The sequence below is a fragment of the Agrobacterium sp. DKPNP3 genome (genome assembly GCF_052686535.1).
In genome coordinates, this window is the sequence record NZ_JBQYSN010000058.1 from 1 (window position 1) to 23,398 (window position 23,398).

A 23,398-nucleotide genomic window follows, 5' to 3' on the forward strand; every position below is an offset into this window, starting at 1 on the left:
GCGGTCAACGATGTCAGCTTTGACATTAAGGCCGGGCAGATCGTCGGCCTGATCGGTCCGAACGGCGCCGGCAAGAGCACGACTTTCAATCTCATCACCGGAATCCTCGACCTTTCGGGCGGTGACGTCACCTATCAGGGACAGACGCTTTCGGGCCTCAATCCGCGGCTCATCGCCAAACGCGGCATCGCGAGAACCTTTCAGCACGCCAAGGTCCTTCCGACCATGTCAGTCCTCGAAAACGTCGCTCTCGGCGCGCATCTGCGCGGCAATGCCGGCGTCTTCCGAAGCTTCTTGCGATTGGAGCGACAACAGGAGCAAGCTCTGCTTGCGGAAGCCGCGCATCAGCTCGATCGCGTCGGTCTCGGTGCCCATCGCGACCGCCCCGCCGGCGACCTCGCTCTCGGGCAGATCCGAATTCTGGAAATCGCCCGCGCGCTCTGCCTCAACCCAACCCTGCTGCTACTCGACGAACCGGCGGCCGGTCTGCGCCACGGGGAAAAGCAGGAGCTCGCGACGCTGCTGAAAAAACTGCGCGCCGAGGGCGTTAGCGTCCTGCTTGTCGAACATGACATGGGTTTCGTCATGGGGCTGGTCGACCACATCGTCGTGCTCGATTTCGGTACCCTGATCGCCGAAGGCAAGCCGGCTGAAATCCGGCAACATCCGGCCGTGATCGCGGCTTATCTTGGGGGGGCAGCGTGAGCGGACATCTACTCGACATCAAAGACATCCACGTTGCCTATGGCCGGGCGGAAGTGGTGCACGGCATCTCGCTATCCATGACATCGGGCAGCATCGTCACGGTCATCGGGGCGAACGGAGCGGGGAAAACCACGCTGCTCAACGCCATCATGGGTGTCGTGCCTTCGCGCGGGACCATTCTTTACGACGGCGCGCCGGTGCCCGAGACGATCGAGGGCCGCGTTGCCGCCGGCCTCTGCCTGGTGCCGGAAAGGCGAGAATTATTCGGCTCGATGACGGTTGAGGACAATGTCGAACTTGGCGGTTTCCTGCGTTCCCGTCAGGAGCGCGACGAGACACGCGATGCTGTTTACACACTCTTCCCGCGCCTTCGCGAACGCCGCAAGCAGCTCGCCGGAACACTGTCCGGCGGCGAAAGGCAGATGCTGGCGCTCGCGCGGGCGTTGATGAGCCGGCCGAGACTGCTGCTTCTCGATGAGCCGAGCCTTGGACTTGCACCGCTGATTGTCGCCGAAATCCTGCGTATCGTCGCCGACCTGCGTCAAACCGGTGTCTCCATCCTGTTGGTCGAGCAGAATGCCCGCGCCGCGCTCGAAATTGCCGACGAAGCTTATCTCGTCGAACTTGGTGAAGTGCGCCGCTCAGGCCCAGCTTCCGAACTCGCCGTCGATCCCGCTCTGATGGCGAGTTATCTCGGGCCGGGCGAACACGCCATCCAGTGACATCCGCGACCGCTTCGTGCTGACGCTCGGCCCCGTGGAAACGGGGCGTGGCTCCGCGTGGGCGCCGCTATGACAGCAGTCCAACCGCAACTCCATCTTCCAGGAGGCTTTAGATGAATTACGTCCTGACGCTGCGCTGCCCCAACAGAAGCGGAATTGTCGCTGCGGTCTCGGGCCGCATCGCACAGCATGGCGGCGATATTTATGAAGCTCAACAATTCGACGACCATGAAACGGGCATGTTTTTCATGCGTGTCGCCTTCTCCATGGCCGGCGACGAGGCAGGCTTTCGCAATGGACTTGCCGCGGAGATCGATCGCTTCGCTCTCGACGCCACGCTGCGTCGAGCAGGTGCGCCGCGCAAGCTGCTGCTGCTCGTTTCCCGCTTCGACCACTGCCTCGGCGATCTTCTCTATCGCCACCGCATCGGCGAATTGAATGCCGAGATCGTCGGCATCGTCGGCAACCACCCCCGCGAGGCCCTGAACCTCACGCTGATGGGCGGGATAAAGTATCATCACCTGCCGGTGACAAAAGACAACAAGGCCGAACAGGAAACAAGCATCAAGGACATCATCGAAGAAACGGGCACCGACCTCGTCGTTCTTGCCCGCTACATGCAGATCCTGTCGGACAACTTCTCCGAATACTTATCCGGGCGCTGCATCAACATTCATCACTCCTTCCTGCCTGGTTTCAAAGGCGCAAAGCCCTATCACCAAGCCCATGAGAGGGGCGTCAAAATGATCGGTGCAACGGCCCATTACGTCACCCGCGATCTCGATGAAGGGCCGATCATCTGCCAGGACGTCGAGCCGGTCAGCCACGCCGATACGCCGGATGAGCTGGTCCGTAAGGGACGCGACATCGAGCGACGCGTGCTGGCCCGGGCGGTCTCATGGCACCTTGAGGACCGGGTGCTTCTCAACAAGAACAAGACGGTCGTTTTCGCGCGATAGCACAGCTCGATCTACACCCTGACCTGAAACGCGGAACAAATGGGACGCGTCGGGGCCTCGCCTGGGAACGACTTCTGGAGCTTTGGTTACCTCCAATTTGCGAAATGTAAATCCGAGCGAAGCTTAACCAGATTTTAGGGGATTGCGGAACACATATGGAACATATAGTGTTCGTTCTGTATTTGTTTCGCGACTCCAGCGACGATTCTCAAGGGTGTTTTCCTCATGCTCACGCGCAAACAGCAGGAATTGCTTCTCTTCATTCATGAGCGAATGAAAGAGTCCGGCGTGCCGCCCTCCTTCGATGAAATGAAGGATGCACTCGATCTCGCTTCCAAATCCGGCATCCACCGGCTGATCACGGCGCTCGAAGAGCGCGGGTTTATTCGCCGGCTACCCAACAGGGCGCGAGCGCTCGAAGTCATCAAGCTTCCGGAGGCTTATACGCCGGGCGCAAGGCCGCAGCGCGGCTTCTCACCGAGCGTTATCGAAGGCAGTCTCGGCAAACCGAAAACGCCGGAGCCGCCCCCTGCTCCCAAGGCACCCGCAAATGACATTGCAGGTGCGGCGACCGTACCTGTCATGGGCCGGATCGCTGCCGGTGTGCCGATCTCGGCCATTCAGAACAATACACATGACGTGGCCGTTCCAGTGGACATGCTAGGCTCAGGTGAACATTACGCGCTTGAGGTCAAGGGCGATTCGATGATCGAGGCCGGCATCTTCGATGGCGATACGGTCATCATCCGCAATGGCAATACGGCCAATCCGGGCGATATCGTTGTGGCGCTGGTGGACGATGAAGAGGCGACGCTGAAGCGGTTCCGCCGCAAGGGCGCGTCCATCGCGCTGGAGGCTGCAAACCCGGCCTACGAGACCCGCATTTTTGGGCCTGATCGGGTGAAAATTCAGGGCAAGCTGGTGGGGCTTATCCGGCGCTATCATTGATGCCGCCGCCGGTCCGGATAAAAGCGGATCGATTGGCAAGACATATCTAGCCTTCAAGATGAATGGCGCGTCATTCCGGTGGATTGATGCGCTTTTTTTTCTTTTGAAGCGATGAAGGTGCTTTTGAAAGGGTCAAGGCACGAATTCGGCATGATGTCGTTCACCCATCAACGGGCTTTATGAGTGCGATGGATTCTTTGCGATATTCGCCGCAACGTCGCTGGTATAAAACTGCGACACAGTCAGGAGACACGCCATGTACGATCTTTATATCGCAAACAAGAACTACTCCTCCTGGTCGCTGCGGCCATGGGTGTTGATGCGCACGCTCGGTATTGCCTTTGAAGAGAAACTCGTTCCCTTTGGCGAAGGCGTCTCATTTTCCACCTTTTCTCCCACCGGCAAGGTCCCCTGCCTCGTCGATGAGGGTGTGACGGTCTGGGAATCGCTGTCGATCGCGGAATATCTCGCCGAGCGTCATCAAGGGGTCTGGGCAAGCGACAAGCAGGCCAGAGCCTGGTCGCGTTCGGCGGCAAGCGAAATGCATGCGGGATTTTCGTCGCTGCGCAATCTCTACCCCATGTCGGTCGGCATTCGTGTCACGCCAAACGGCGGTGATGCCGGGCTGGCAGCTGATATCAAGCGTATCGATGTTTTATGGAGCGAAGGCCTTTCGACCTTCGGTGGTCCTTATCTCGCCGGCCAGAAGTTCACGGCAGTGGATGCCTTCTTCTGCCCCGTGGCATTCCGTTTCCAGACTTACGGTGCGGATCTATCCCCCGCAGCAAAGGCCTATTGCGATCGCCTGCTCGCCCTGCCCGCCATGCGCGAATGGTATGAGGCAGGCCTGAAAGAAATGTGGCGGGACCCGGCGCATGAAGCCGAAATCGCCAGCATCGGTCAGTTGACTGCGGATCTGCGCGCGAAGGCTTGAGACGCTTTGCCGGCGGCAATCATTGCGACGCCGCCAGCAGACGCGTGATCGTTTCCGGTAGCTCATGCTCGTAGCGACCAGATTTCCAATCGTAATATCGATGTTCGCTCCACGGCCGGTTCATGCCTGCGGTCGAAGCGCGCAGTTTCTCGACGACGCCCGGCTGATTGGCTGACGCGAAGTTGATCTCCACTGAACCAATGCGGCGCAAGATGCCGCGATTGAGAAGCAGCGCGCCTGAGCGGCAGTGTGAAAACGAGGTTCTTTGGGAAACAATGACGACGTCGGCGATGTCACATGCCTTTCCAGCCAGACGCCCTTCCTCCAGCACGATGATCCATTCGCCGCTCTGTGCCTGCGCCACGCACCAGCGACCCGGCTTGCAGGTGAAAACGCCCGGCGTTCCCGCTTTCAGCGCAACCGCCATCTCGCGTGCGGCGGCTCTCAACTCCTCCTGCGACAGCTTTGCTTTATTGGTAAACGTCTCTGGCCGGTCCCGCTGCAGAATAACCGGCGCCTGCGGTGTCTTAGCAAGCAGCAGCGCCCTCTGCCACTGGTCATAAATAAAGCCATGGGGTCGGGTTCTCGTGGTGTAAACCTTCTCATCGGCAAGAAGCGCCACCAGCGAGCCATCTTCATGAACGAGGAGATCCGGCAGATCGCGTTGAAATGTCGTTGCCGAGAGCCCGAAGGCAAGCAGCAGAGGCGGGATGCCCAAGAGCGCCAGGCGGGTGCGCAACAGGGTGAGCAGCAGAAAGCCGGCCGAGGCGATACCGATGAACCAGCCATGCGGGCGTCCGGTCGCTGCGCTTCCGCCCCAGGACGCAACTTCGTCCGCGACCTCGATGACCATCGCCATGCCATAGCCCATCACCTTCAGAAATGGCGCGTCGAGCCCGAACGGCATCAGCAGCATGGCGATCAGACCGAAGGGCATCACAATCAGCGACATCAGCGGCGTCGCGGCAAGATTGGCGAAAAGTCCATAGGTGGTGACACGTTGGAAATGTTCGGCGGAATAGATTGCCGTCGAAAGCCCGCCAATCAGGGACGTCGTGATGACGCCCCCCATCACAGCGCCTGCCATCTGCGCGACCGTGATCCAGCTGGGCTTTCTTCCCATATAAAGACGCTCGCGAACACTACGCCGGCGGCTCCAGGCGGCGTAGGCGGAAACAAGCGCGATTGTCGCGGCAAAAGACATCTGAAAGCTTGGCCCCATCACTTCGGAGGGCGAGAGCGCGAGAACAATGAGAGCGGAAAGCGCGACATTTCTGAGGCTGAGCGACGGCTGGTCAAACAGCACCGCGACCAACATGATCGACATCATCAGCCAGGCCCGTTCAGCGGAAACCGCGAAGCCGGAGATCAGATAGTAGCATAGCGTCATCACGAGCGCTGCGAAGGCGGATATCTTCTTGACTGGCCGTCGCTGGGCAAAGGCCGGAAACAGGCTGAATCCCATCCTCATGCCGACAAAGAAGATGCCTGACGCCAGGGCCATGTTGAGCCCGGATATGGCGACGATATGGGCAAGCCCCGACACCCGCAACGCCTCCATTGTCTCCGGCGATATGGCCTGTCGCTCATCGGTGACGATGGAGGCGGCGAAGGCACCCGCGTCGCCTCCGATCGTCGTGCGAATGCGCTCGGCGATGGCGGCGCGCAGGCGATAGAGCCACATGTCGGCCATCTCCAGCCAACCCTCGGCCCCAAGGTTCGCCATCGCCAACGGCTGGGGCGGCTGGTAAAAGAAGCCTGTCGCTCCAATACCGCGGAAATAGGATGAAAAGGCGAAATCGTTCAATCCCGGCAGAGCCGGTCCGGACGGCGGAGAAAGCCGCGCCTTGCCGCGAATGATCGCGCCTATCGGCATGGGTTCGCCGCTACCACGCGCGAGAAGCGACACCCTCCCCGGCGAACGCGTAAGTGATGGTGCTTCAGTGGAGTGGAGCTCGACGAGATATCGCCAGTCACCCCGCGCATCCACCTCACGCCGGACGACCTTCCCGGCAACCGTCGTGGTCACCGGCGTGTCCAGAAGGACAGTCGCGGCGCGGCGGGTTTCCAGTTCCGCAAAAAGCATGCCGAGCAACATCAGCGCGACAACGCTGCAAACCCTTGACCCGGCATCAAGGCGATATCTGGTTAGCAGCGCCAAGGGGGCCGCGACCAAAATCGCGACGATCAAAAGCGGCAAGGAAGGCGTGGCCCCAAAAGAAAACCACAAGATTGCGCCGCAGCCGATGAAGACCGGTACAAAGAGGAAATCGTGACCGAATGCGCGTTCTTCAGTCAGCCATGCGGCAAGTTTTTGAGAAACGGAAATGTTCTGCGCCGCCACATCAACCAAGGCCGGCACAACAGCGGTCGGCGCGGCGCCTGAGCGCCGCAGCGGCGCCAGGATATCCACCGTGCCGGGGGTATCTCCCTGCAGCGTTTTGACATATCCGAAATGCTCTTTTTCACCTTGACCAAGCATTTTGGCCGCGCCCCCGCCGCACTGAAGACAGGTTTGCAGATGGACTGCCGGTATTGCAATGCTTTCCTTTAACTCTGCGTTGACCGAGATTGAATTGCTGCCAATCACAAGGCCAAAAGCAAGGCGTTCACCTTTGCCGCAATGCACAATTTGACCTTTGGATAGCTTGGCATCTGCGACAGGATCATATAGCTAATCGGTAGACGCTTAACCGCGGGGCGCATCCAAACGCCCCCACCCGCATGTTTTCGGAGGATCAGTATGACGGAAAAAAGCGCTACAGTGACACTTGGCGACAAACAGGTCGAACTCCCTGTCAGGGAAGGCACGATCGGGCCGAGCGTCGTCGATATCGCCACGCTGTATAAGAACACCGGCTCCTTCACTTACGACCCGGGTTTCACGTCGACAGCCTCCTGCGAATCCAAGATCACCTATATCGATGGTGACGAGGGCGTGCTGCTGCATCGCGGCTTCCCGATCGAGCAGCTGGCCGAACAGGGCGACTTCCTGGAAACCTGCTATCTGCTGCTGTACGGCGAACTGCCGACGGCTGCGCAGAAGAAGGACTTCGACACCCGCGTCACGCGCCACACCATGGTGCACGAGCAGATGAGCCGCTTCTTCACCGGCTACCGTCGCGATGCGCATCCGATGGCCGTCATGTGCGGCACGGTCGGCGCTCTCTCGGCTTTCTACCACGACTCGACCGACATCACCGATCCGCACCAGCGCATGGTCGCTTCCCTGCGCATGATCGCAAAGATGCCGACGATCGCCGCCATGGCCTACAAGTATCATATCGGCCAGCCCTTCGTTTACCCGAAGAACGATCTCGATTACGCCTCCAACTTCCTGCACATGTGCTTTGCCGTACCGTGCGAGGACTACAAGGTCGATCCGGTTCTGGCACGCGCCATGGACCGCATTTTCATCCTGCATGCCGATCACGAGCAGAACGCCTCCACCTCCACGGTGCGTCTTGCCGGTTCTTCGGGCGCCAACCCGTTCGCCTGTATCGCGGCTGGCATCGCCTGCCTCTGGGGCCCGGCTCACGGCGGCGCCAATGAAGCGGCGCTCAACATGCTCAACGAAATCGGCACGGTTGACCGTATTCCGGAATATATCGCCCGCGCCAAGGACAAGAACGACCCGTTCCGCCTGATGGGCTTTGGCCACCGCGTCTACAAGAACTACGACCCGCGCGCCAAGATCATGCAGAAGACGATGTATGAGGTGCTGGAAGCTACCGGCAACTCCGACGATCCGATCATGCAGGTCGCGCTGGAACTGGAAAAGATTGCCCTTTCCGACCCTTACTTCGTCGAGAAGAAGCTTTACCCGAATGTCGACTTCTATTCCGGCATCACGCTGAAGGCGCTCGGCTTCCCCACGACCATGTTTACCGTTCTCTTCGCCCTTGCCCGCACCGTTGGCTGGATCGCGCAGTGGAACGAAATGATCGAAGATCCGCAGCAGCGTATCGGTCGTCCGCGCCAGCTCTACACGGGCGCCGGCAAGCGCGATTACGTTCCGGTTTCCAAGCGCTAAGCAGCGAAACCAACCAACAGCAAAGGCCGGCAGGTTTTCACCGCCGGCCTTTTTCTTGTTCGTCCTGATGGTTCTCAGTGGCGGGCGGCGACACCGAGAAACTGCTTGAGTTCAGGGGTCGCGGGATTGGAGAACACCTCTTCCGGCGGGCCGATTTCATGGACCCTGCCCTCGTGCATGAAGACGACGCGGGAGCAGACGTCACGCGCAAATTTCATTTCATGCGTTACCATCAACAACGTCATGCCTTCACTGGCCAGTTCACGCACCACCGCCAGCACCTCCGAGACCAACTCGGGATCGAGTGCCGAGGTGATCTCGTCGCATAGCAGGGCGATCGGCTGCATGGCGAGCGCGCGGGCAATGGCGACGCGCTGCTGCTGACCGCCTGATAGTTCATCGGGATAGGCATCGAATTTATGAGCCAGACCCACCCGCTCAAGCATCTTGCGGGCAACGGCTTCCGCTTCCGGTTTGGGTGTCTTCTTCACTACGGTCTGAGACAGGATGACGTTGCCGCCGACGGTCTGGTGCGGAAAGAGATTGAACTGCTGGAAGATCATGCCGACCTTCAGCCGCAGGGCTTTCAGATGCAGATCATCATCGAGAAGCTGCGCGCCGGCGACCGATATGGAGCCGGCCGAAATCGTCTCCAGCCCGTTGATGCAGCGAAGCAGGGTCGACTTTCCAGAACCGCTCTTGCCGATGATGGCGATGACTTCACCCGGTTCCACATCGAGATTGATGCCCTTCAGAACCTCGTTGCTACCATAGCTTTTACGGACTTCAGTGATTTCGATGAGCGACATTGAGCTTCCTTTCCAGGATCTGGCTGCTCTTCGACAGAGGCCAGCACAGCGCGAAATAGATGAGGGCGACGAGGCCATAAACGGTGAAGGGCTGGAAGGTGGCGTTGGTGACCACGGTGCCCGCCTTGGACAGTTCGACAAAACCGATGATCGAGGTCACGGCCGTTCCCTTGATGACCTGCACGAAGAAACCCACGGTTGGCGGAATGGCGACCCGCATGGCCTGGGGCAGGATGACATAACGCATCTGTTGCAGACGCCCCATGGCTAGGCTTGCCGAGGCCTCCCACTGTCCTTTGGCAACGGATTCGACGCAGCCGCGCCAGATTTCCGTGAGGAAGGCCGCCGCCCACAGGATCAGAGTGAGGCCTGCCGCGAGCCAGGCGGGCACATCGATGCCGAACAGGCCGAGGCCAAAAAAGGCGATGAACAGCTGCATCAGAAGCGGCGTGCCCTGAAAAAGCTCGACATAATAACGAGCGAAGGCCCGCATCGATTTTTTTCGGGAAATGCGCATGAAGAGCAGAAGGAGCGCCACCAGACCACCGCCGACGAAGGAGACGAGCGAGAGAAGCACGGTCCAGCGCGTGGCGAGGAGCAGATTTCTGAGAATATCCCAGGTGGAGAATTCGATCATCGGACACTCCTGCGCGGAAAGATGACGTTGCCGCCGATGACCAGCACCTGCCGGAGAAGAATGGCGAGCACGAGATAGATGACGGTGGAAACCATGTAGGCTTCAAACGCGCGGAAGGTACGCGACTGGATGAAGTTGGCCGCGAAGGTCAGGTCCTCGGCAGCGATCTGCGAGACGACCGACGATCCGAGCATGACAATCACCACCTGCGAGGAAAGCGCCGGCCAGATGCGTTGCAACGACGGCACCAGCACCACATGCCGGAAGGTTTCGAAACGGGTCATGGCAAGGCTCGCGCCGGCCTCGAACTGGCCCTTGGGCGTCGCCTGAATGCCCGCGCGTATGATCTCGCAGCTATAGGCGCCAAGATTGACCACCATGGCGATATTGGCCGCGCTCAGCTCCGACAATTGCAGACCAAGCGATGGCAGGCCGAAAAAGATGAAGAACAATTGTATGAGAAACGGCGTATTGCGAATGAGCTCCACATAGGTCGCGACCGGCGGCCGCAGCCATTTTGGCCCGAGCGCACGCACCCAGGCGCAGAATATGCCAAGAGCGATGCCAAGAACGCCGCCGACGGCGATCAATTCCAGCGTGACGCCGATACCCTTGGCGATCTGCGGATAATAGTCGAGGAGCCATCCAAAATCGAACGTGTATTTCACCCGATGTATCCTTTCGGGGAAGACAAGGCGTGCGCCAGGCAGAATCGACCCGACCGGCGCAGCTTTGTCACGGTTGGTCAGAGATCCTTCGGAAGATCGGTTTTCAGCCACTTCTGGGCGATGGTGTTCAGCGACCCATCGGTCTTTGCGGTGGCGATGATGCTGTTCACCTTTTCAAGAAGGGCCGGCTGTTCCTTGTTGAGGCCGATAAAGCAGGGCGAATTCTTGATCAGGAACTTCAGTTCGGGCCGCTTCGGCGGGTTCTTTGCGAGAATGGCGGCGGCGACGACGTTGCCGGTGGCGACTGCTTCAACCTGCCCGGCGAGAAAAGCGGAAATCGTGCCGTTATTGTCTTCGTAGCGCTTGATGGTCGTATCGGCGGGTGCAATCTTGGTCAGTTCCAGATCCTCGACAGCGCCGCGGGTGACACCGACGGTCTTGCCGGCCAAATCTTCCGCCTTGGTAACGGCGACAGAGTCCGGCGCAAAGACGCCATTATAAAAGGGCGCATAGGCGGTGGAGAAGTCGATGACCTTTTCACGGTCCGGGTTCTTGCCGAGGCTCGAGATGACGAGATCGACCTTGTTGGTCTGCAGATAGGGAACGCGGTTGGCGCTGGTGACCGGCACGAGTTCGACCTTTACGCCGAGCTTCTCGCCGATCAGATTGGCAACGTCGATATCGTAACCCTGGGGCGCCATGTCCGTGCCGACGCTGCCGAAGGGCGGAAAGTCCTGCGGGACGGCGACACGGATCGTGCCGCGGGAGGTGATGTCACTGAGTGCATCGGCAAAGGCTACGGGCCCAAAACCGATCGTTGCGGAGATCGCGGCAATGGCTAGCAATGAACGTCTTGAAAACATGCGAGGTTACTCCTTGGGGCTTGGGGAAAGCGGTTGCAGTGAAAGGGAATTGCGCAGCTCGTAGAGCGGGTCCGGCCTGCGGGTGAGATCTAGACCTGTTTCAACTTCATCGAGATGGCGGATGGCGAGTTCGGCGGCGGCATGAAAATCAGCTGCCTCCAGCGCCTCGAAAATGCGGCAGTGCCCGTCATGCGATTGCTGCGCATGGAAATCGGACTGGTAGAGCATGGAGATGAGAATGGTCCTGGCCGTGAGGTCACGCAGCACGTCGATGATGATCTCATTGCCCGCGATTTCCGCAATGCGAATGTGGAAATCGCCCATCAGGCAGGTCAGGCGCTGGCGATCGCCCTTGGCGATCGCTGCTTTCTCCTCATCCAGATGATCGGCGAGGATTTTGAGACCTTCGCCGCTGATGCCCGAAAGATTGCGTAACAGGCCATATTCGATGACCCGCCGCGCTTCATAGACTTTGATGGATTCTTCGGCAGAAGGCTCCACGACAAACCAGCCACGGCGCGGGCTGACAGTGACGATGCCGCGCGTTTCCAGCCGCATCATCGCCTCACGGATACGGGTGCGCGAGACGCTGAAGAGGCTGGCGAGCTGGTTCTCGCTGAGGCGGGTGCCCGGACGGATGCGCGCCGAAAGAATGCCCGAGATGATGGCGTCTTCTACCGCGCTCTGGGCGCTTTCGGATGTATGGCTATCTTGCATACAAGATTGAATGCAAGAGGTGTGCCAGACCTGGATCTAACGGTTTTTAGACTTGACGGAACGCTCGACTGCTGCGCCCGTGATCAGATGCGCCACGGCGGTATCCACATCTGCCTTGATCGTTAGCATTGTAGCAATATCTAATTCTCGCTGGCGGAAATTCGCTCCTGAATGAATCAGGCTTGGCGGCCGGTCTTGCTCTTCAAAACATCAAGAACGATGCGCGCGCCGGTTTCTCCCGGTGGGACCTCGGTGTGCAAACGCTGTTGTACCAGCGCATAACCTTCAAGCATCGCCTGCCGTTCGATTGTATTTGATGACAGACGTTCGGCCCAGCGCAGCATGGACCCAGCCCTGACGACCTCGTTGAAATACTCAGGCACGATGGCGTAGTCAGCAATCAGATTCGGCAGGGCGCCCGTCCAGGTCTTCACCCGCTTGCTCAGCATGGTGAAAATCCAGTCTGTCTTGTAGACCGAAATGGTTGGCACCCCCGCAAGCGCCAATTCCAGGATAACCGTGCCTGACGCGGCGATGGCCGCATCGGCTTCAGCAAAGGCATTCCATTTAAATGCGGAGTCGACGCCGATCTGCGGCCTGATATCCTCTGGCCATGTCGCCGCCATATCGCGGATGCGCTGTTCCTGGCGCGGCACGGTCGGCAGCAGGAAACGCGCCGGGCCATTGCGTTCCACAAAGGCTTTCGCCGCCTCCAGAAACGGCTCCATCAGCCGCGTCGTCTCCGTAGACCGAGATCCCGGGAGGAGAAGAATGGTCTTCGGCTGGCCCGCCTCCGGAAGAGCGCGCCCCGCCCGCTTCTGACGCACCGCCAGGACATCGGGATCGACGCTCAGGCGATGGCCGACAAAGGTGGTTGGCGGGCCGCCAAGACGTCGCATCGCCTCCGGCTCGAAGGGCAGCAGCGCGAGCACATGATCCACATAAGACAGCATCGCCGTGGCGCGATATTCCTTCCATGCCCAGACGCTGGGGCAGACGTAATTCACCACCGGAAGATCGGCCAGCTGCTTGCGCACCTTCTTGGCAACGCGGTGCGTGAAATCCGGGCTGTCAATGATCAGCAGCATATCCGGTTTCGCGGCGGCAATCGCCGCGGCGGCCTGGTTGATACGGGCGATCAGCTTCGGCAGCTTTTTCAGAACCTGGGTGAAACCCATGATGGAAAGCTCGGAGTAGTCGAACAGGGAAACCAGGCCCTGAGCCTCCAGAGCCTCACCGCCAACCCCGACCAGCTCGACAGGCCCGTTATATTGCATCTTGAGCGCCCGGATAAGATCGGCACCCAGGAGATCGCCAGACACCTCGCCGGCAACGACTGCCACTTTCAACACTGCCGTCATCCGATCAGGCCTTCCCCATCATGTCTCCGCCGAGTGACGTATCGATACCGCAGACGAATATGCCTGCCTCGTCGGCTGCTTTCAACATCGCTTCGCGATCCAGCACGAGCGCGCGTCCGGCCTCGACGGCGATCCCGGCCAATCCGGCTTTTCGTGCATTTTCCACCGTCTCGATGCCGATGGTGGGAAGATCGGCGCGCACATCCTGCTGCGGTTTGCAGAGTTTTACGAGCACGCCTCTGCGGCGTGGGGATATACGGCCTTCGGCGCGCAGGTCCGCAACGCGCGCCAGCATGGCATCGGTGCCCTCAACGCCTTCGAGTGCAACAATGCGGCCACCAACGGAGACCGCACCCTGCCCCACATCGAGCTTGCCGAGCGCAAGTGCCGCCTCAGCGGCCTTACGAATATCCCGCAGATCATCCCCGGTTGGCTCCTGCGCCGCCAAAGGACCCAAGGAGGCCAAAAGGCCCGGTGCGATCTCATGGGCGCCGATGACGTCTGCACCGAGCGTACCGATGATCTTGATGACCATCTGCAGGACGGCATCGTCACCGCCGGATAGAAGCGTTTTTACGATCGACGGCAATTTCAGCAGAATACCGACCGTCGGCCGGATTTCCCGCCATTCGGGACGCCGGGCAACGCCGCCCGACAGCACCACGCGGTCGACCCGATTTTCTTTCAGCAGGCGGCCAAGTCCCGCGACATCGCCGACGCTGATCACGGCATTATCGAAGCCACTCCAGTCGAAACGGGAATCGTCGCGCAGGCGGACGATGAAGGGATTTTCCCCCATCTCACGGGCGGCAGCTGCCACATAAAGCGGCAACTGGCCGCTGCCTGCCACGATGGCAAGACGCCCGCCATCTGTCACGGCTCACTTGCCCCGGTTGGGCGACGAAATCGCGCGATCGGTGCCTGCGCCAATGAAATCGATGACTTCAAGCGCCTGCGGGCAATCCAGATAGTCGTTACGGTCAATGGCTGCCGCATTGGCGCGGATGGGGCCATCCGCTTCGAAAATGGCCTTGTAAACGCGCCGGACCTTATGGATGTCGGCGCGCTCGATGCCGGCGCGTGTCATGCCGACGACGTTGAGGCCACCAAGAATCCCCGGATTCCCGTTCAGCATGCCATAGGGAATCACGTCGTAATTGACAGCGGAGAGCCCGCCGATGAAGGCCTGCCGGCCGATACGCGTGAACTGGTGCACGGCGCAACCACCGCCCAGAATCGCGCGATCTTCGATTGTGACATGTCCCGCCAGCATGACATTGTTGGACAGGATGATGTGGCTGCCCAGGCGGCAATCATGCGCCACATGCGAATTGGCGAGGAACAGGTTGTCGTCACCGATGATGGTCTTGCTGCTGCCGTCGGAGCTTCCGGCGTTCATCGTCACGCCTTCGCGCATGATGCACCGCTCGCCAATCTCCAGCGTCGTCTCAGAACCATCATGACGAACCGCCTGCGGCGTTCCGCCAATAACCGCCATAGGATGAATGACCGAATCGCGGCCAATCACCGTCAGACCGGACACCACGGCATGGTTGTGCAGCCTCACACCGTCATGCAGCGTCACCTTCGGACCGACATAGGCAAGCGGGCCGATGACAACGCTTTCACCGATCACCGCGCCGTCCTCAACGATCGCGCTCGAGTGAATCCTGGCCGAAGCCGCAATCGTGCTCATTGCTGGTCCTCGGGGATCATCATGGCGCCCACATCGGCCTCCGCAACCAGCGCGCCGTCCACCTTTGCCTCACAATGGAATTTAAATACATTGCCGCGCTGACGCTGCTTGGTGACATGAATTTCGAGGCGATCGCCGGGAACCACTGGCTTGCGGAAACGCGCGTTGTCGATCGTCATGAAGTAGACCAGATAGCCGCCCTCGCCCTGGCTGCGGGCGCAAATGGCGCCGGCCGTCTGGGCCATGGCTTCGACGATCAAAACGCCCGGCATGATCGGACGGTCCGGGAAGTGACCGGTAAAATGCGGTTCATTGACCGTGACGTTCTTGATGCCGATTGCCGAATTGTTGCCGTCGATTTCGATGATCTTGTCGATCAGCAGAAATGGGTAACGATGCGGCAGAAGCTTCATGACTTCCAGAATGTCAGCCGCGCCAAGCGTCGTCTTCGTTTCTTCAGTCATTGTTTTTCTCTCCTGTTTTTTTATCACGCCCTTCAGCGCGGGCCAGAATCTCGGCCATGTCGCGCAGGAAATATTTCATCGGCCGCGCCGGCGTTCCGCCGTAACGCGCGCCTGCCGGCACATCGGCCACAACACCGCTCATCGCGGCGATCTGCGCGCCATCGCCAATGGTGATATGGCCGTTGATGCCGGCCGCGCCACCAATCATCACACCGTCGCCGATGCGGGTGCTGCCTGCAATGCCGACCTTGCTGACGATGCCACAATGGCGGCCAATGCGCACATTATGACCGACCTGAACCTGATTATCGATCTTGGTGCCTTCACCGATCACCGTATCATCCATGGTGCCGCGATCTATCGTGGTGTTGGCGCCAATCTCGACATTGTCCTGAATGATGACACGGCCAACCTGCACGATCTTCAGCATGCCCCGCGGACCGGGAGCGTAACCAAACCCATCCTGACCGATACGGGCCCCATTGTGGATAATCACATTGTTGCCGAGGAGCGCCGCAAGCACGCTGGCGCCACCGGCGATGGTGCAATCGCGGCCAATCTGCACATCCTGTCCAATGATCACTCCGGGGCCGATGCGCGTGCCCGCGCCGATATGGGCACCCGCTCCGATGACGGCAAGTGCCTCGACGATGACGCCTTCTTCCAATTGTGCGGATGGATCGACATGCGCGGCATGGGAAATTTCGGCTTCCATGCGCGCGACTGGTCCCGGACGCATCGCCGAAGGATGCAGCAGAGCGCCCACCTGCGCAAACAGCGTGTGCGGATTTTTTGATATCAGCGCGGGGATATTGGACGGAAGCATATCGACAAGCGCTGCGTCACAAATGACGGCGCCCGCTTCGCAGGTCTGTAATTCATCGCGATTCTTGCGCGACAGTATATAGCAGAGCTGATCGGGCTTTGCCCGATAGACGGGCGAAACCGCTCGGATCATCCGTTCACCTGCCGCCTCATCAGACAGTTCCGCCCCAAAACGGTCTGCGATGTCTTTCAATCGCAGTCCCTCGTGGGGCGGAAAAAATGCGTTGTATTCCATCAGCCGGAAACTCCAGAACGTTCAAACTTGCAGTTCTGGACTGCCGATATCAGAAAGTGTTGGACATGCCAAACCGGAAACGCTGTTCCTCGTCGTAGTCTTCCTTGGCGAAAGGAACGGCGTAATCGACGCGGATCGGACCGAAAGGCGACGCCCACATCACACCGATACCGGCAGATGCGCGGATGGAGTTGTCGTCCTTGACGGTCTGCGATGTGGAGACCTTGTTGCCATACATCGTGCCAGCATCGACGAAGCCGGCGAGACGCAGGCCGAAGTCTTCCGGAACGCCAGGCATTGGCGCCGTCACTTCAGCAGAAGCCGCAAAGTAGGTCGTGCCGCCGATGGAGTCATAACCGATACGCGGACCGATACCATCGTTCTTGAAGCCGCGAACCTGACGACCGCCGAACTTGAATTGATCGAAGACCAGAAGATTGTCATTCGTCGGCATGACATGACCAGCCTGACCGGTGAGCGATCCGATGATGTCATACTCGTCGGACAGCGTGTGGTAGTACCGCGCCTTGGCATAGATCTTGTAGTATTCGGAGTCACCACCGAGACCTGCAAATTCGTTCGTCAACGCAGCCTGCCAGCCTTCGCGCGGCATGTTGCGGTCATCGAGCGTGTTGTAGTTCAAGGTGTTCGAAATGATCGACTGGGTCCAGTCGCCACCGCGGATCAGAGCCTGATAAGGTTCTGCGAGATTGGCGTTGTTCTGCCAGTCGCCCTTACCGTCATAATTGATCTGCTTGTAGGTGTATTTGAACGTCGTCGACAGATCTTCCGTGATCGGAGCGGTGACGCGCAGTGCAAAGCCCTGTTCGTCGTAGTTATAGAAGTCTTCGCTCTTGCTCTGGTTCTTGAAGAGGTCGAAGCCGGCAGCCAGACGATAGCCGAGGAAATAGGGCTCCGTGAAGGACAGCGAGTACGTACGCGCATCGTCTTCACCGGCACCAGCGGCGACGCGGATATACTGACCGCGACCGAGGAAGTTCTTTTCTTCGACCGATGCTTCGAGCAGCACGCCATCGTTCTGCGAGTAGCCCGCACCGATACCGAACGAACCCGTCGACTGATCTTCAACGTCAACCACGATCACGACGCGGTCAGGCGCGCTGCCGCCGGCGGTCGAAATATTGACCTTCGAGAAGTAACCCAGCGCTTCGAGGCGACGCTTTGCAGCGGTAATGACCGTCTGGTTGAACGCATCGCCTTCGGAAATATCGAATTCGCGACGGATGACATAGTCACGCGTGCGAGTGTTACCGCGGATTTCGATACGCTCGACGTAGGCGCGCTCGCCCTGATCGACGATATAGGTCACGCCAATGGTGTTGCCAGACATGTCGCGGTCGCCGCGCGGCGTAACACGGGCGAAAGGATAACCTTCACCGGCAACGCGCTTGGAAATCGCTTCCATGCTCTGCTGAACTTCCTTGGCGCTGTAGCTTCCACCCTGACGGGTTTCAACAAGACCCTGAAGCTCGGAACCATCGACGCCCGGAACGGTCGATTCGACCGCGACGTTGCCGAAGTTGTACTTCTTGCCTTCGTCAACCGTGATGGAGATGGTGTATTCGTTCTTGGCCTCGTCCAGGACCGCCTCGGAAGAGACGACGCGGAAGTCGGCATAACCGTGGTTATAGTAGAACTGGCGCAGCGCCTCTTCATCGGCGCGCAGCTTGTCCTCGTTGTAGACGTCCTTACGCGTCAGGAACGACAACATGTTGGACTTCTTGGTATTGATCACGGCGGCGAGACGACCATCGCTATAGGCATTGTTGCCAATGAAATCGATGCGGCCGATCTTCGTGCGCTCACCTTCGTTGATGACGAAAGCAATGTTTACACGGCCCTGACCGACAGACACGGTCTGCGTGGTGATTTCGACATCGCTACGACCGATGGCAGCATAGGCGTCCTTGATGCGGGCGATGTCAGCCGTCACGATGGCCTGATTGAACGGGCCCATCGGCTGGGTCTGCACGACGCCGGCGAGCTTGTCGTCCTTGATCTTGCGGTTGCCGTTGAACACCACCTGGTTGACAAGCTGGTTCTCGTTGACCGTCACGACCAGCGTGCTGCCGGAAACGCGCATGGCGACATTCGAGAAGTAACCGGTGGCGTAAAGACGCTTCACCGACTCATCGATGTCCGAATTGGAAAAGTTCTTGCCTGGCGCAATGGTGATGTTGGAACGAACCGAATCCGCACCAGACCTTTCGGCCCCGCGAACGTCAATTCTGCTGATGACGGCTGCCTGTGCAACGCCAGCAGAGGCAAGCACACCAAGGCCCGCAACCGAAGAAACACCGGCAGACAGAGCAACCGCCGACACAGCGTTCAAAAATCTTGAACCAGCCTTCATTTCAATTCTTACCCTTTTACGTTGTCCCTCAGCGGGCGGAACCCGACTCCGGCCATGTGCGTCGTTTTACCTGCTTTTCCCCTACAAGCAAGCGTGAACGTTAAATTCTGTTTACTTCGTGCTCCAGAGTGGCTCATTCGCCACTTTGGCATAAAAACAAGGTAAACAACCGACTAACAAAACCGTTAAAACACAATCCTCAGCCAATCAAGCTGCTGATATCATTCCATGTTGCAAAAACCATAAGGCCCAAAATCATCATCATTCCGATACGGAACGCCACTTCCTGCGCGCCGGCGCCGAGCGGCCGGCCTCTAATTGCCTCGATGGCGTAGAACACGAGATGGCCGCCGTCCAGAACCGGGACGGGCATCAAATTCAGGAGACCGATCGATACCGAAAGAACCGCGGCGAGCTGGATAACGGCGGAAATTCCGAGTGTCGCCATCTGTCCGGATGCCTGCGCCACCCGCACGGGACCGCCCAGCTGATCGGCATTCATGCGGCCGGTGACGAGGTTTCCGATATAGTTGAACGTGCCGGTGATGACATGGCCTGTTTCACGCACACCCTCGGCGAGCGCCTGGACCGGCGAATATTCGATGTGGCGGAAATTGCCGCTGGTCTGGTCGGTGACGATGCCGATGATGCCCATTTCGAGCTTGTTACCGAACTGGTCGGTCGTCTCGGTGCGGGTCGGAACCATCGGCAGCGTCAGTTCCTCGCCTGCCCTCTCCACAGTCACCGTAATCGGCGTGCCGGGACGAATGCCGACATAACGGCGAACATCCTCGAATGTCAGTACCTTCTCGCCATCGATGGCGATCAGACGGTCACCCGCCTTGACGCCGGCAACCGCCGCCGCACTGTTTTCACGAACTTCCGCAACGACCGGATCCGCAATCATCCGACCATAGATGCCGAAGAGCACTGCAAAAATGAGAATCGCGAGGATGAAATTCGCGATCGGGCCTGCAGCGACCGTCGCTGCCCTTTTCCACAGCTTTGCGCCGGAAAGCGTTTGCGCCCTCTCCTCCAGCGACATGTGGGAAAGACCGGAACTGTCAGGCTTGCTCGCGGCATCCTCATCGCCAAAAAATTTGACGTAGCCGCCAAGCGGAATCGCGGAAATCTTCCAGCGCGTCCCGCGCTTGTCGGTAAATCCGACCAGTTCCGGGCCAAAACCGACCGAGAATGCGGTGGAGCGGATGCCACACCACCGACCGACAAGATAATGGCCCATCTCATGAACAAAAACGAGCAGGGACAGGACCAGGATGAAAGGCACGATATAGCCGGTCAGAAAACCAGTCGCCGCCATTACTGTGTTCATGACAATCTGCCCTTTATATCGTGACCTTTTGCGCCGCCTTAGAAGCCCGGTAACAGCCCGCCGCTCGATCCGGGCACGTCGCCGGTTGCCGCCGCATGCACGAAAGCTATGAGGAATACCGTAAAGCAGGCGAAAACAAGACCGTCAACACGGTCCATGAAGCCGCCATGACCAGGAATGAGATGGCTTGAATCCTTGACCTGAAACCGTCGTTTCACGAAGGATTCGAAGAGATCGCCAATCTGGCTGAAGATCGAAAGGATCAGCGCCAGTCCCAGCACCAGCAGGCTGATGCGACCATGATAGGCCATGGAGACCAATGCACCGCCGATGATGGCCGCAATCGCCCCGCCGATCGCGCCCGACCATGTCTTACCCGGAGAGATGGCAGGCGCGAGTTTTGGCCCGCCGATGGCGCGACCAACGAAATAAGCAAGAATGTCCGTCGACCAGACAACCGCAAAGATGAACAGGATGGACACGAGGCCCGTCAGTTCGTCACCGCGAATGGCTGCGAGCGATATGCCGCTCAGGCCCGCGTAAAATATGCCGCCCACCAGCCACCAGTTCCGGCCGCGCAGCACCGGAAACAACGCCGCTGTCAGCGTGAAGCCGGATAAGAGCGGCAGGTCCAGCGAAGCTTCACCGAAAATCGTATTGCCGGCAATGACAGCGACAGAAAACCAGCCCCAGGCATTGCCGGTGGGGTTGCTCTCCGACATCCGGGTAATCGTCGACCACTCGTAATAGATGAGAATCGCGAGAAGACCAGCAACGATGCGGAACAGGATGCCGCCATACCACGTCGCGGCCAGGATGACCGCGGCCATGACGATCGCGGAAACGATCCGGAGCCTGAGTTCACGGCTCATCAGGCACCTGCCACGGCAACCTGCTCGGTGAGTGCACCGAAACGGCGGTCACGCGTTGCATATTGCTCAATTGCAGAGAAGAATCGCTGGCGGTCGAAGTCGGGCCAATATTCCGGCACGAAGAGGAATTCCGAATAGGCTGCCTGCCAGAGGAGGAAGTTGGACAGACGCTCTTCGCCACTGGTGCGGATAATCAGATCCGGATCGGGAATCCCCGATGTGTCGAGCCGGGACGAAATCATTTCCGGCGTGATGGAGGCGGCGTCGAGCCTGCCTGCGGCAACATCAAGCGCGATTGACACCGTTGCGCGAGCGATCTCGTCACGGCTGCCATAGTTGAAGGCGATCACCAGCGTCAGCTTGGTATTTTCGGCCGTCATCTGCTCCGCCTCTTCCAGAAGCGCGCGGATATCGTTCTTCAGCCCCTGCCGGTCACCGATGATCCGCACGCGCACATTCTCGCGGTGCAGCTCGGCAAGGTCGCGCCGGATGAAGGCCTTCAGCAGCCCCATCAGATCACTGACTTCGGATTCCGGCCTGCGCCAGTTTTCCGAAGAGAAGGCAAACAGGGTGAGATAACGTATGCCGCAATCACCGGCCGCGCGCACGGTCTCGCGCACGGCCTCCACACCGCGGCGATGCCCCATCACGCGCGGAAGACCGCGCTGCTTTGCCCAGCGGCCATTGCCATCCATTATGATGGCGACGTGCTCGGGTATGGAGGAACGTGTCGTCGTCGGCATATCGATCCAGTAATAGGGCGGCGCGGAATTCAAACGGAAAAAGCAGACGTCTATCGCAAGCGATATCAGACCTGCATGATTTCCTTTTCCTTCTCGGCAAGCAAGCGGTCAATTTCCGAAATCGTGTCGTCGGTCATTTTCTGCACTTTTTCCGACTGGCCACGGCTTTCGTCCTGACCGATGTCACCATCCTTTTCGGCTTTTTTCAGACCGTCCATGCCATCACGACGCACATGGCGAATAGCGACCTTCGACTTTTCGGCGTAGTCGTGAGCGACCTTGACGAGGGATTTGCGGCGCTCTTCGTTGAGTTCAGGCAGCGGAATACGGAGGTTCTGGCCGTCAACGATGGGGTTGAGGCCGAGGTTGGATTCGCGGATGGCGCGGTCCACGGCATTGACCATCGACTTGTCCCAGATATTGACGCCGAGCATGCGCGGCTCGGGAACGGTGATGTTGGCCACCTGGTTGAGCGGCACGCGCGAGCCGTAGGCATCAACGGTGACCGGGTCCAGAATATTGGCCGACGCGCGGCCGGTGCGCAGCGACGCGATATCGCTCTTGAATGCATTGATGGCGCCATCCATACGGCGCTTGATATCGTTGAGGTCAACACCACTCATCTTGATACTCCATCTTGTCGGCCAGCGGCCGTATTCGCCCTTAAGGGCGGCATCGTTTTGGATTACTTGTCGTGCACGATGGTCTTGCGGCCGTCGCCGGTCAATATCTGTGCAAAACCGCCCTTCTCATGGATCGAGAAAACAATGATCGGGATGTGGTTTTCGCGGGCAAGCGCCACCGCGGCGATATCCATGACAGCGAGCCCTTTGCCGAGCACTTCGCTATGGGTCAGCTCGTCGAAACGGGTCGCTGTCGGGTCCTTCTTCGGATCGGCGGAATAGATGCCATCCACCTGGGTGCCCTTGAAGATCGCCTCGGCGCCCATTTCGGCCGCGCGCAGGGCAGCAGCAGAATCGGTGGTGAAGAACGGGTTCCCCGTGCCGCCGGCAAAGATCACCACGCGGCCCTGGGCCAGGTGATGGAGGGCAGCACGTTGGGAGAAACTCTCACAGATCTCAGGCATGGCGATTGCCGAGAGAACCACGGTATCGATGCTCAGCTTTCGCAGCGAGGTTGCAAGCGCCAGTGCATTGATCACGGTTGCCAGCATGCCCATATGGTCGCCGGTGACGCGGTCGCCCCCCTTGGATGCCACGGCAACGCCGCGGAAAATATTACCGCCGCCGACGACCACGCCGACTTCAACGCCCATCGCCCTCGCCTCAGCGATATCGGAGGCAATACGGTCGGCCACCGCCACATCGATACCGAAACCCTGATCACCCATGAGGGCTTCGCCGGAAGCCTTGAGAAGAACGCGTTTGTAGATCGGCTTGGAAGACATCATGACTCCTCGGAAATGTAACCGAAACGCGGATACACGAAGGGCACCGCGTTGTCACGCGATGCCCTCCCGTTTTCCCAAGATTGGGTAAA

General features: G+C 59.2%; 23 protein-coding genes. 6 read left to right on the forward strand and 17 right to left on the reverse strand.

Features of this window, described 5'->3' with window-relative positions:
* The 5 genes from ACUTJJ_RS16020 to ACUTJJ_RS16040 all read left to right on the forward strand — a co-directional run.
* A partial coding sequence (locus ACUTJJ_RS16020; RefSeq protein ID WP_445542771.1) for an ABC transporter ATP-binding protein occupies nucleotides 1–705 on the forward strand: 705 nt, incomplete at its 5' end.
* A 56-nt stretch (nucleotides 706–761) separates the two neighbouring features.
* A complete protein-coding gene (locus ACUTJJ_RS16025; protein ID WP_445542785.1) occupies nucleotides 762–1,427 on the forward strand; it encodes an ABC transporter ATP-binding protein in 666 nt (221 codons plus the stop codon).
* Nucleotides 1,428–1,540: 113 nt separating this feature from the next.
* Nucleotides 1,541–2,386, forward strand: coding sequence for a formyltetrahydrofolate deformylase (purU, locus tag ACUTJJ_RS16030; protein ID WP_445542772.1), 846 nt, complete (start codon nucleotides 1,541–1,543; stop codon nucleotides 2,384–2,386).
* A 225-nt stretch (nucleotides 2,387–2,611) separates the two neighbouring features.
* Nucleotides 2,612–3,334, forward strand: coding sequence for a transcriptional repressor LexA (gene lexA / locus ACUTJJ_RS16035; RefSeq protein ID WP_063949049.1), 723 nt, complete (start codon nucleotides 2,612–2,614; stop codon nucleotides 3,332–3,334).
* A gap of 256 nt (nucleotides 3,335–3,590) precedes the next feature.
* Entirely contained in the window at nucleotides 3,591–4,268 is a 678-nt protein-coding gene (locus tag ACUTJJ_RS16040) for a glutathione S-transferase family protein (RefSeq protein WP_445542773.1), read from the forward strand.
* Between the two features lie 19 nt (nucleotides 4,269–4,287).
* On the opposite strand, the gene ACUTJJ_RS16045 is transcribed toward ACUTJJ_RS16040, so the two are convergent.
* Nucleotides 4,288–6,750, reverse strand: coding sequence for a ComEC/Rec2 family competence protein (locus tag ACUTJJ_RS16045; protein WP_445542774.1), 2,463 nt, complete (start codon nucleotides 6,748–6,750; stop codon nucleotides 4,288–4,290).
* A gap of 261 nt (nucleotides 6,751–7,011) precedes the next feature.
* Here ACUTJJ_RS16045 and gltA point away from each other — a divergent pair, with 261 nt between their 5' ends.
* A complete protein-coding gene (gltA, locus tag ACUTJJ_RS16050) occupies nucleotides 7,012–8,301 on the forward strand; it encodes a citrate synthase (RefSeq protein ID WP_063949051.1) in 1,290 nt (429 codons plus the stop codon).
* A 74-nt stretch (nucleotides 8,302–8,375) separates the two neighbouring features.
* Here gltA and ACUTJJ_RS16055 read toward each other — a convergent pair whose 3' ends face one another.
* From ACUTJJ_RS16055 to pyrH, 16 genes are all read right to left on the reverse strand, one after another.
* Nucleotides 8,376–9,110 (reverse strand): amino acid ABC transporter ATP-binding protein, encoded by a 735-nt coding sequence (locus ACUTJJ_RS16055; protein ID WP_445542775.1) that lies wholly within the window; start codon nucleotides 9,108–9,110, stop codon nucleotides 8,376–8,378.
* Nucleotides 9,088–9,747 carry an amino acid ABC transporter permease gene (locus ACUTJJ_RS16060; RefSeq protein WP_144574530.1) on the reverse strand — a complete coding sequence of 220 codons (660 nt, stop codon included), beginning with the start codon at nucleotides 9,745–9,747 and terminating at the stop codon, nucleotides 9,088–9,090. The genes ACUTJJ_RS16055 and ACUTJJ_RS16060 overlap by 23 nt, the downstream gene beginning before the upstream one ends.
* Nucleotides 9,744–10,415, reverse strand: coding sequence for an amino acid ABC transporter permease (locus tag ACUTJJ_RS16065; protein ID WP_063949054.1), 672 nt, complete (start codon nucleotides 10,413–10,415; stop codon nucleotides 9,744–9,746). Before ACUTJJ_RS16065 ends, ACUTJJ_RS16060 begins: the two co-directional genes overlap by 4 nt.
* A gap of 77 nt (nucleotides 10,416–10,492) precedes the next feature.
* A complete protein-coding gene (locus tag ACUTJJ_RS16070; RefSeq protein WP_063949055.1) occupies nucleotides 10,493–11,278 on the reverse strand; it encodes a transporter substrate-binding domain-containing protein in 786 nt (261 codons plus the stop codon).
* 6 nt (nucleotides 11,279–11,284) lie between these two features.
* Nucleotides 11,285–11,995 carry a GntR family transcriptional regulator gene (locus ACUTJJ_RS16075; RefSeq protein WP_445542776.1) on the reverse strand — a complete coding sequence of 237 codons (711 nt, stop codon included), beginning with the start codon at nucleotides 11,993–11,995 and terminating at the stop codon, nucleotides 11,285–11,287.
* A 176-nt stretch (nucleotides 11,996–12,171) separates the two neighbouring features.
* Nucleotides 12,172–13,356 (reverse strand): lipid-A-disaccharide synthase, encoded by a 1,185-nt coding sequence (lpxB, locus tag ACUTJJ_RS16080; RefSeq protein ID WP_445542777.1) that lies wholly within the window; start codon nucleotides 13,354–13,356, stop codon nucleotides 12,172–12,174.
* A gap of 4 nt (nucleotides 13,357–13,360) precedes the next feature.
* Complete coding sequence (locus ACUTJJ_RS16085) at nucleotides 13,361–14,233, reverse strand: LpxI family protein (RefSeq protein WP_445542778.1); 873 nt, start codon at nucleotides 14,231–14,233, stop codon at nucleotides 13,361–13,363.
* A 3-nt stretch (nucleotides 14,234–14,236) separates the two neighbouring features.
* On the reverse strand, nucleotides 14,237–15,052 hold the full coding sequence (gene lpxA / locus ACUTJJ_RS16090) for an acyl-ACP--UDP-N-acetylglucosamine O-acyltransferase (RefSeq protein ID WP_445542779.1): 816 nt from the start codon (nucleotides 15,050–15,052) through the stop codon (nucleotides 14,237–14,239).
* Complete coding sequence (gene fabZ, locus ACUTJJ_RS16095) at nucleotides 15,049–15,516, reverse strand: 3-hydroxyacyl-ACP dehydratase FabZ (protein ID WP_063949060.1); 468 nt, start codon at nucleotides 15,514–15,516, stop codon at nucleotides 15,049–15,051. Before fabZ ends, lpxA begins: the two co-directional genes overlap by 4 nt.
* On the reverse strand, nucleotides 15,509–16,576 hold the full coding sequence (gene lpxD, locus ACUTJJ_RS16100; protein WP_445542780.1) for a UDP-3-O-(3-hydroxymyristoyl)glucosamine N-acyltransferase: 1,068 nt from the start codon (nucleotides 16,574–16,576) through the stop codon (nucleotides 15,509–15,511). The genes fabZ and lpxD overlap by 8 nt, the downstream gene beginning before the upstream one ends.
* A gap of 49 nt (nucleotides 16,577–16,625) precedes the next feature.
* Nucleotides 16,626–18,950, reverse strand: coding sequence for an outer membrane protein assembly factor BamA (bamA, locus tag ACUTJJ_RS16105; RefSeq protein WP_209088560.1), 2,325 nt, complete (start codon nucleotides 18,948–18,950; stop codon nucleotides 16,626–16,628).
* A gap of 199 nt (nucleotides 18,951–19,149) precedes the next feature.
* Complete coding sequence (gene rseP / locus ACUTJJ_RS16110) at nucleotides 19,150–20,271, reverse strand: RIP metalloprotease RseP (protein WP_172801609.1); 1,122 nt, start codon at nucleotides 20,269–20,271, stop codon at nucleotides 19,150–19,152.
* A 50-nt stretch (nucleotides 20,272–20,321) separates the two neighbouring features.
* The gene (locus ACUTJJ_RS16115) at nucleotides 20,322–21,155 is read right to left on the reverse strand and encodes a phosphatidate cytidylyltransferase (protein WP_445542781.1); all 834 of its coding nucleotides are present in this window, start codon (nucleotides 21,153–21,155) and stop codon (nucleotides 20,322–20,324) included.
* On the reverse strand, nucleotides 21,155–21,898 hold the full coding sequence (locus ACUTJJ_RS16120; protein WP_445542786.1) for an isoprenyl transferase: 744 nt from the start codon (nucleotides 21,896–21,898) through the stop codon (nucleotides 21,155–21,157). Before ACUTJJ_RS16120 ends, ACUTJJ_RS16115 begins: the two co-directional genes overlap by 1 nt.
* 65 nt (nucleotides 21,899–21,963) lie before the next feature.
* The gene (gene frr / locus ACUTJJ_RS16125) at nucleotides 21,964–22,521 is read right to left on the reverse strand and encodes a ribosome recycling factor (protein ID WP_004441558.1); all 558 of its coding nucleotides are present in this window, start codon (nucleotides 22,519–22,521) and stop codon (nucleotides 21,964–21,966) included.
* Nucleotides 22,522–22,583: 62 nt separating this feature from the next.
* Entirely contained in the window at nucleotides 22,584–23,306 is a 723-nt protein-coding gene (gene pyrH / locus ACUTJJ_RS16130; RefSeq protein ID WP_445542782.1) for a UMP kinase, read from the reverse strand.
* Nucleotides 23,307–23,398 lie beyond the last annotated feature (92 nt).

Excerpts from the sequence above, each read along its gene's own strand:
- ACUTJJ_RS16040 (WP_445542773.1), top strand. The coding sequence starts at position 3,591 with ATGTACGATCTTTATATCGCAAACAAGAACTACTCCTCCTGGTCGCTG.
- fabZ (WP_063949060.1), bottom strand. The coding sequence starts at position 15,516 with ATGACTGAAGAAACGAAGACGACGCTTGGCGCGGCTGACATTCTGGAA.
- lexA (WP_063949049.1), top strand. The coding sequence starts at position 2,612 with ATGCTCACGCGCAAACAGCAGGAATTGCTTCTCTTCATTCATGAGCGA.
- gltA (WP_063949051.1), top strand. The coding sequence starts at position 7,012 with ATGACGGAAAAAAGCGCTACAGTGACACTTGGCGACAAACAGGTCGAA.
- pyrH (WP_445542782.1), bottom strand. The coding sequence starts at position 23,306 with ATGTCTTCCAAGCCGATCTACAAACGCGTTCTTCTCAAGGCTTCCGGC.
- frr (WP_004441558.1), bottom strand. The coding sequence starts at position 22,521 with ATGAGTGGTGTTGACCTCAACGATATCAAGCGCCGTATGGATGGCGCC.
- ACUTJJ_RS16045 (WP_445542774.1), bottom strand. The coding sequence starts at position 6,750 with ATGCTTGGTCAAGGTGAAAAAGAGCATTTCGGATATGTCAAAACGCTG.
- purU (WP_445542772.1), top strand. The coding sequence starts at position 1,541 with ATGAATTACGTCCTGACGCTGCGCTGCCCCAACAGAAGCGGAATTGTC.
- bamA (WP_209088560.1), bottom strand. The coding sequence starts at position 18,950 with ATGAAGGCTGGTTCAAGATTTTTGAACGCTGTGTCGGCGGTTGCTCTG.
- ACUTJJ_RS16075 (WP_445542776.1), bottom strand. The coding sequence starts at position 11,995 with ATGCAAGATAGCCATACATCCGAAAGCGCCCAGAGCGCGGTAGAAGAC.
- lpxA (WP_445542779.1), bottom strand. The coding sequence starts at position 15,052 with ATGAGCACGATTGCGGCTTCGGCCAGGATTCACTCGAGCGCGATCGTT.
- ACUTJJ_RS16070 (WP_063949055.1), bottom strand. The coding sequence starts at position 11,278 with ATGTTTTCAAGACGTTCATTGCTAGCCATTGCCGCGATCTCCGCAACG.
- ACUTJJ_RS16115 (WP_445542781.1), bottom strand. The coding sequence starts at position 21,155 with ATGAGCCGTGAACTCAGGCTCCGGATCGTTTCCGCGATCGTCATGGCC.
- ACUTJJ_RS16060 (WP_144574530.1), bottom strand. The coding sequence starts at position 9,747 with ATGATCGAATTCTCCACCTGGGATATTCTCAGAAATCTGCTCCTCGCC.
- lpxB (WP_445542777.1), bottom strand. The coding sequence starts at position 13,356 with ATGACGGCAGTGTTGAAAGTGGCAGTCGTTGCCGGCGAGGTGTCTGGC.
- ACUTJJ_RS16120 (WP_445542786.1), bottom strand. The coding sequence starts at position 21,898 with ATGCCGACGACGACACGTTCCTCCATACCCGAGCACGTCGCCATCATA.
- lpxD (WP_445542780.1), bottom strand. The coding sequence starts at position 16,576 with ATGGAATACAACGCATTTTTTCCGCCCCACGAGGGACTGCGATTGAAA.
- rseP (WP_172801609.1), bottom strand. The coding sequence starts at position 20,271 with ATGGCGGCGACTGGTTTTCTGACCGGCTATATCGTGCCTTTCATCCTG.
- ACUTJJ_RS16055 (WP_445542775.1), bottom strand. The coding sequence starts at position 9,110 with ATGTCGCTCATCGAAATCACTGAAGTCCGTAAAAGCTATGGTAGCAAC.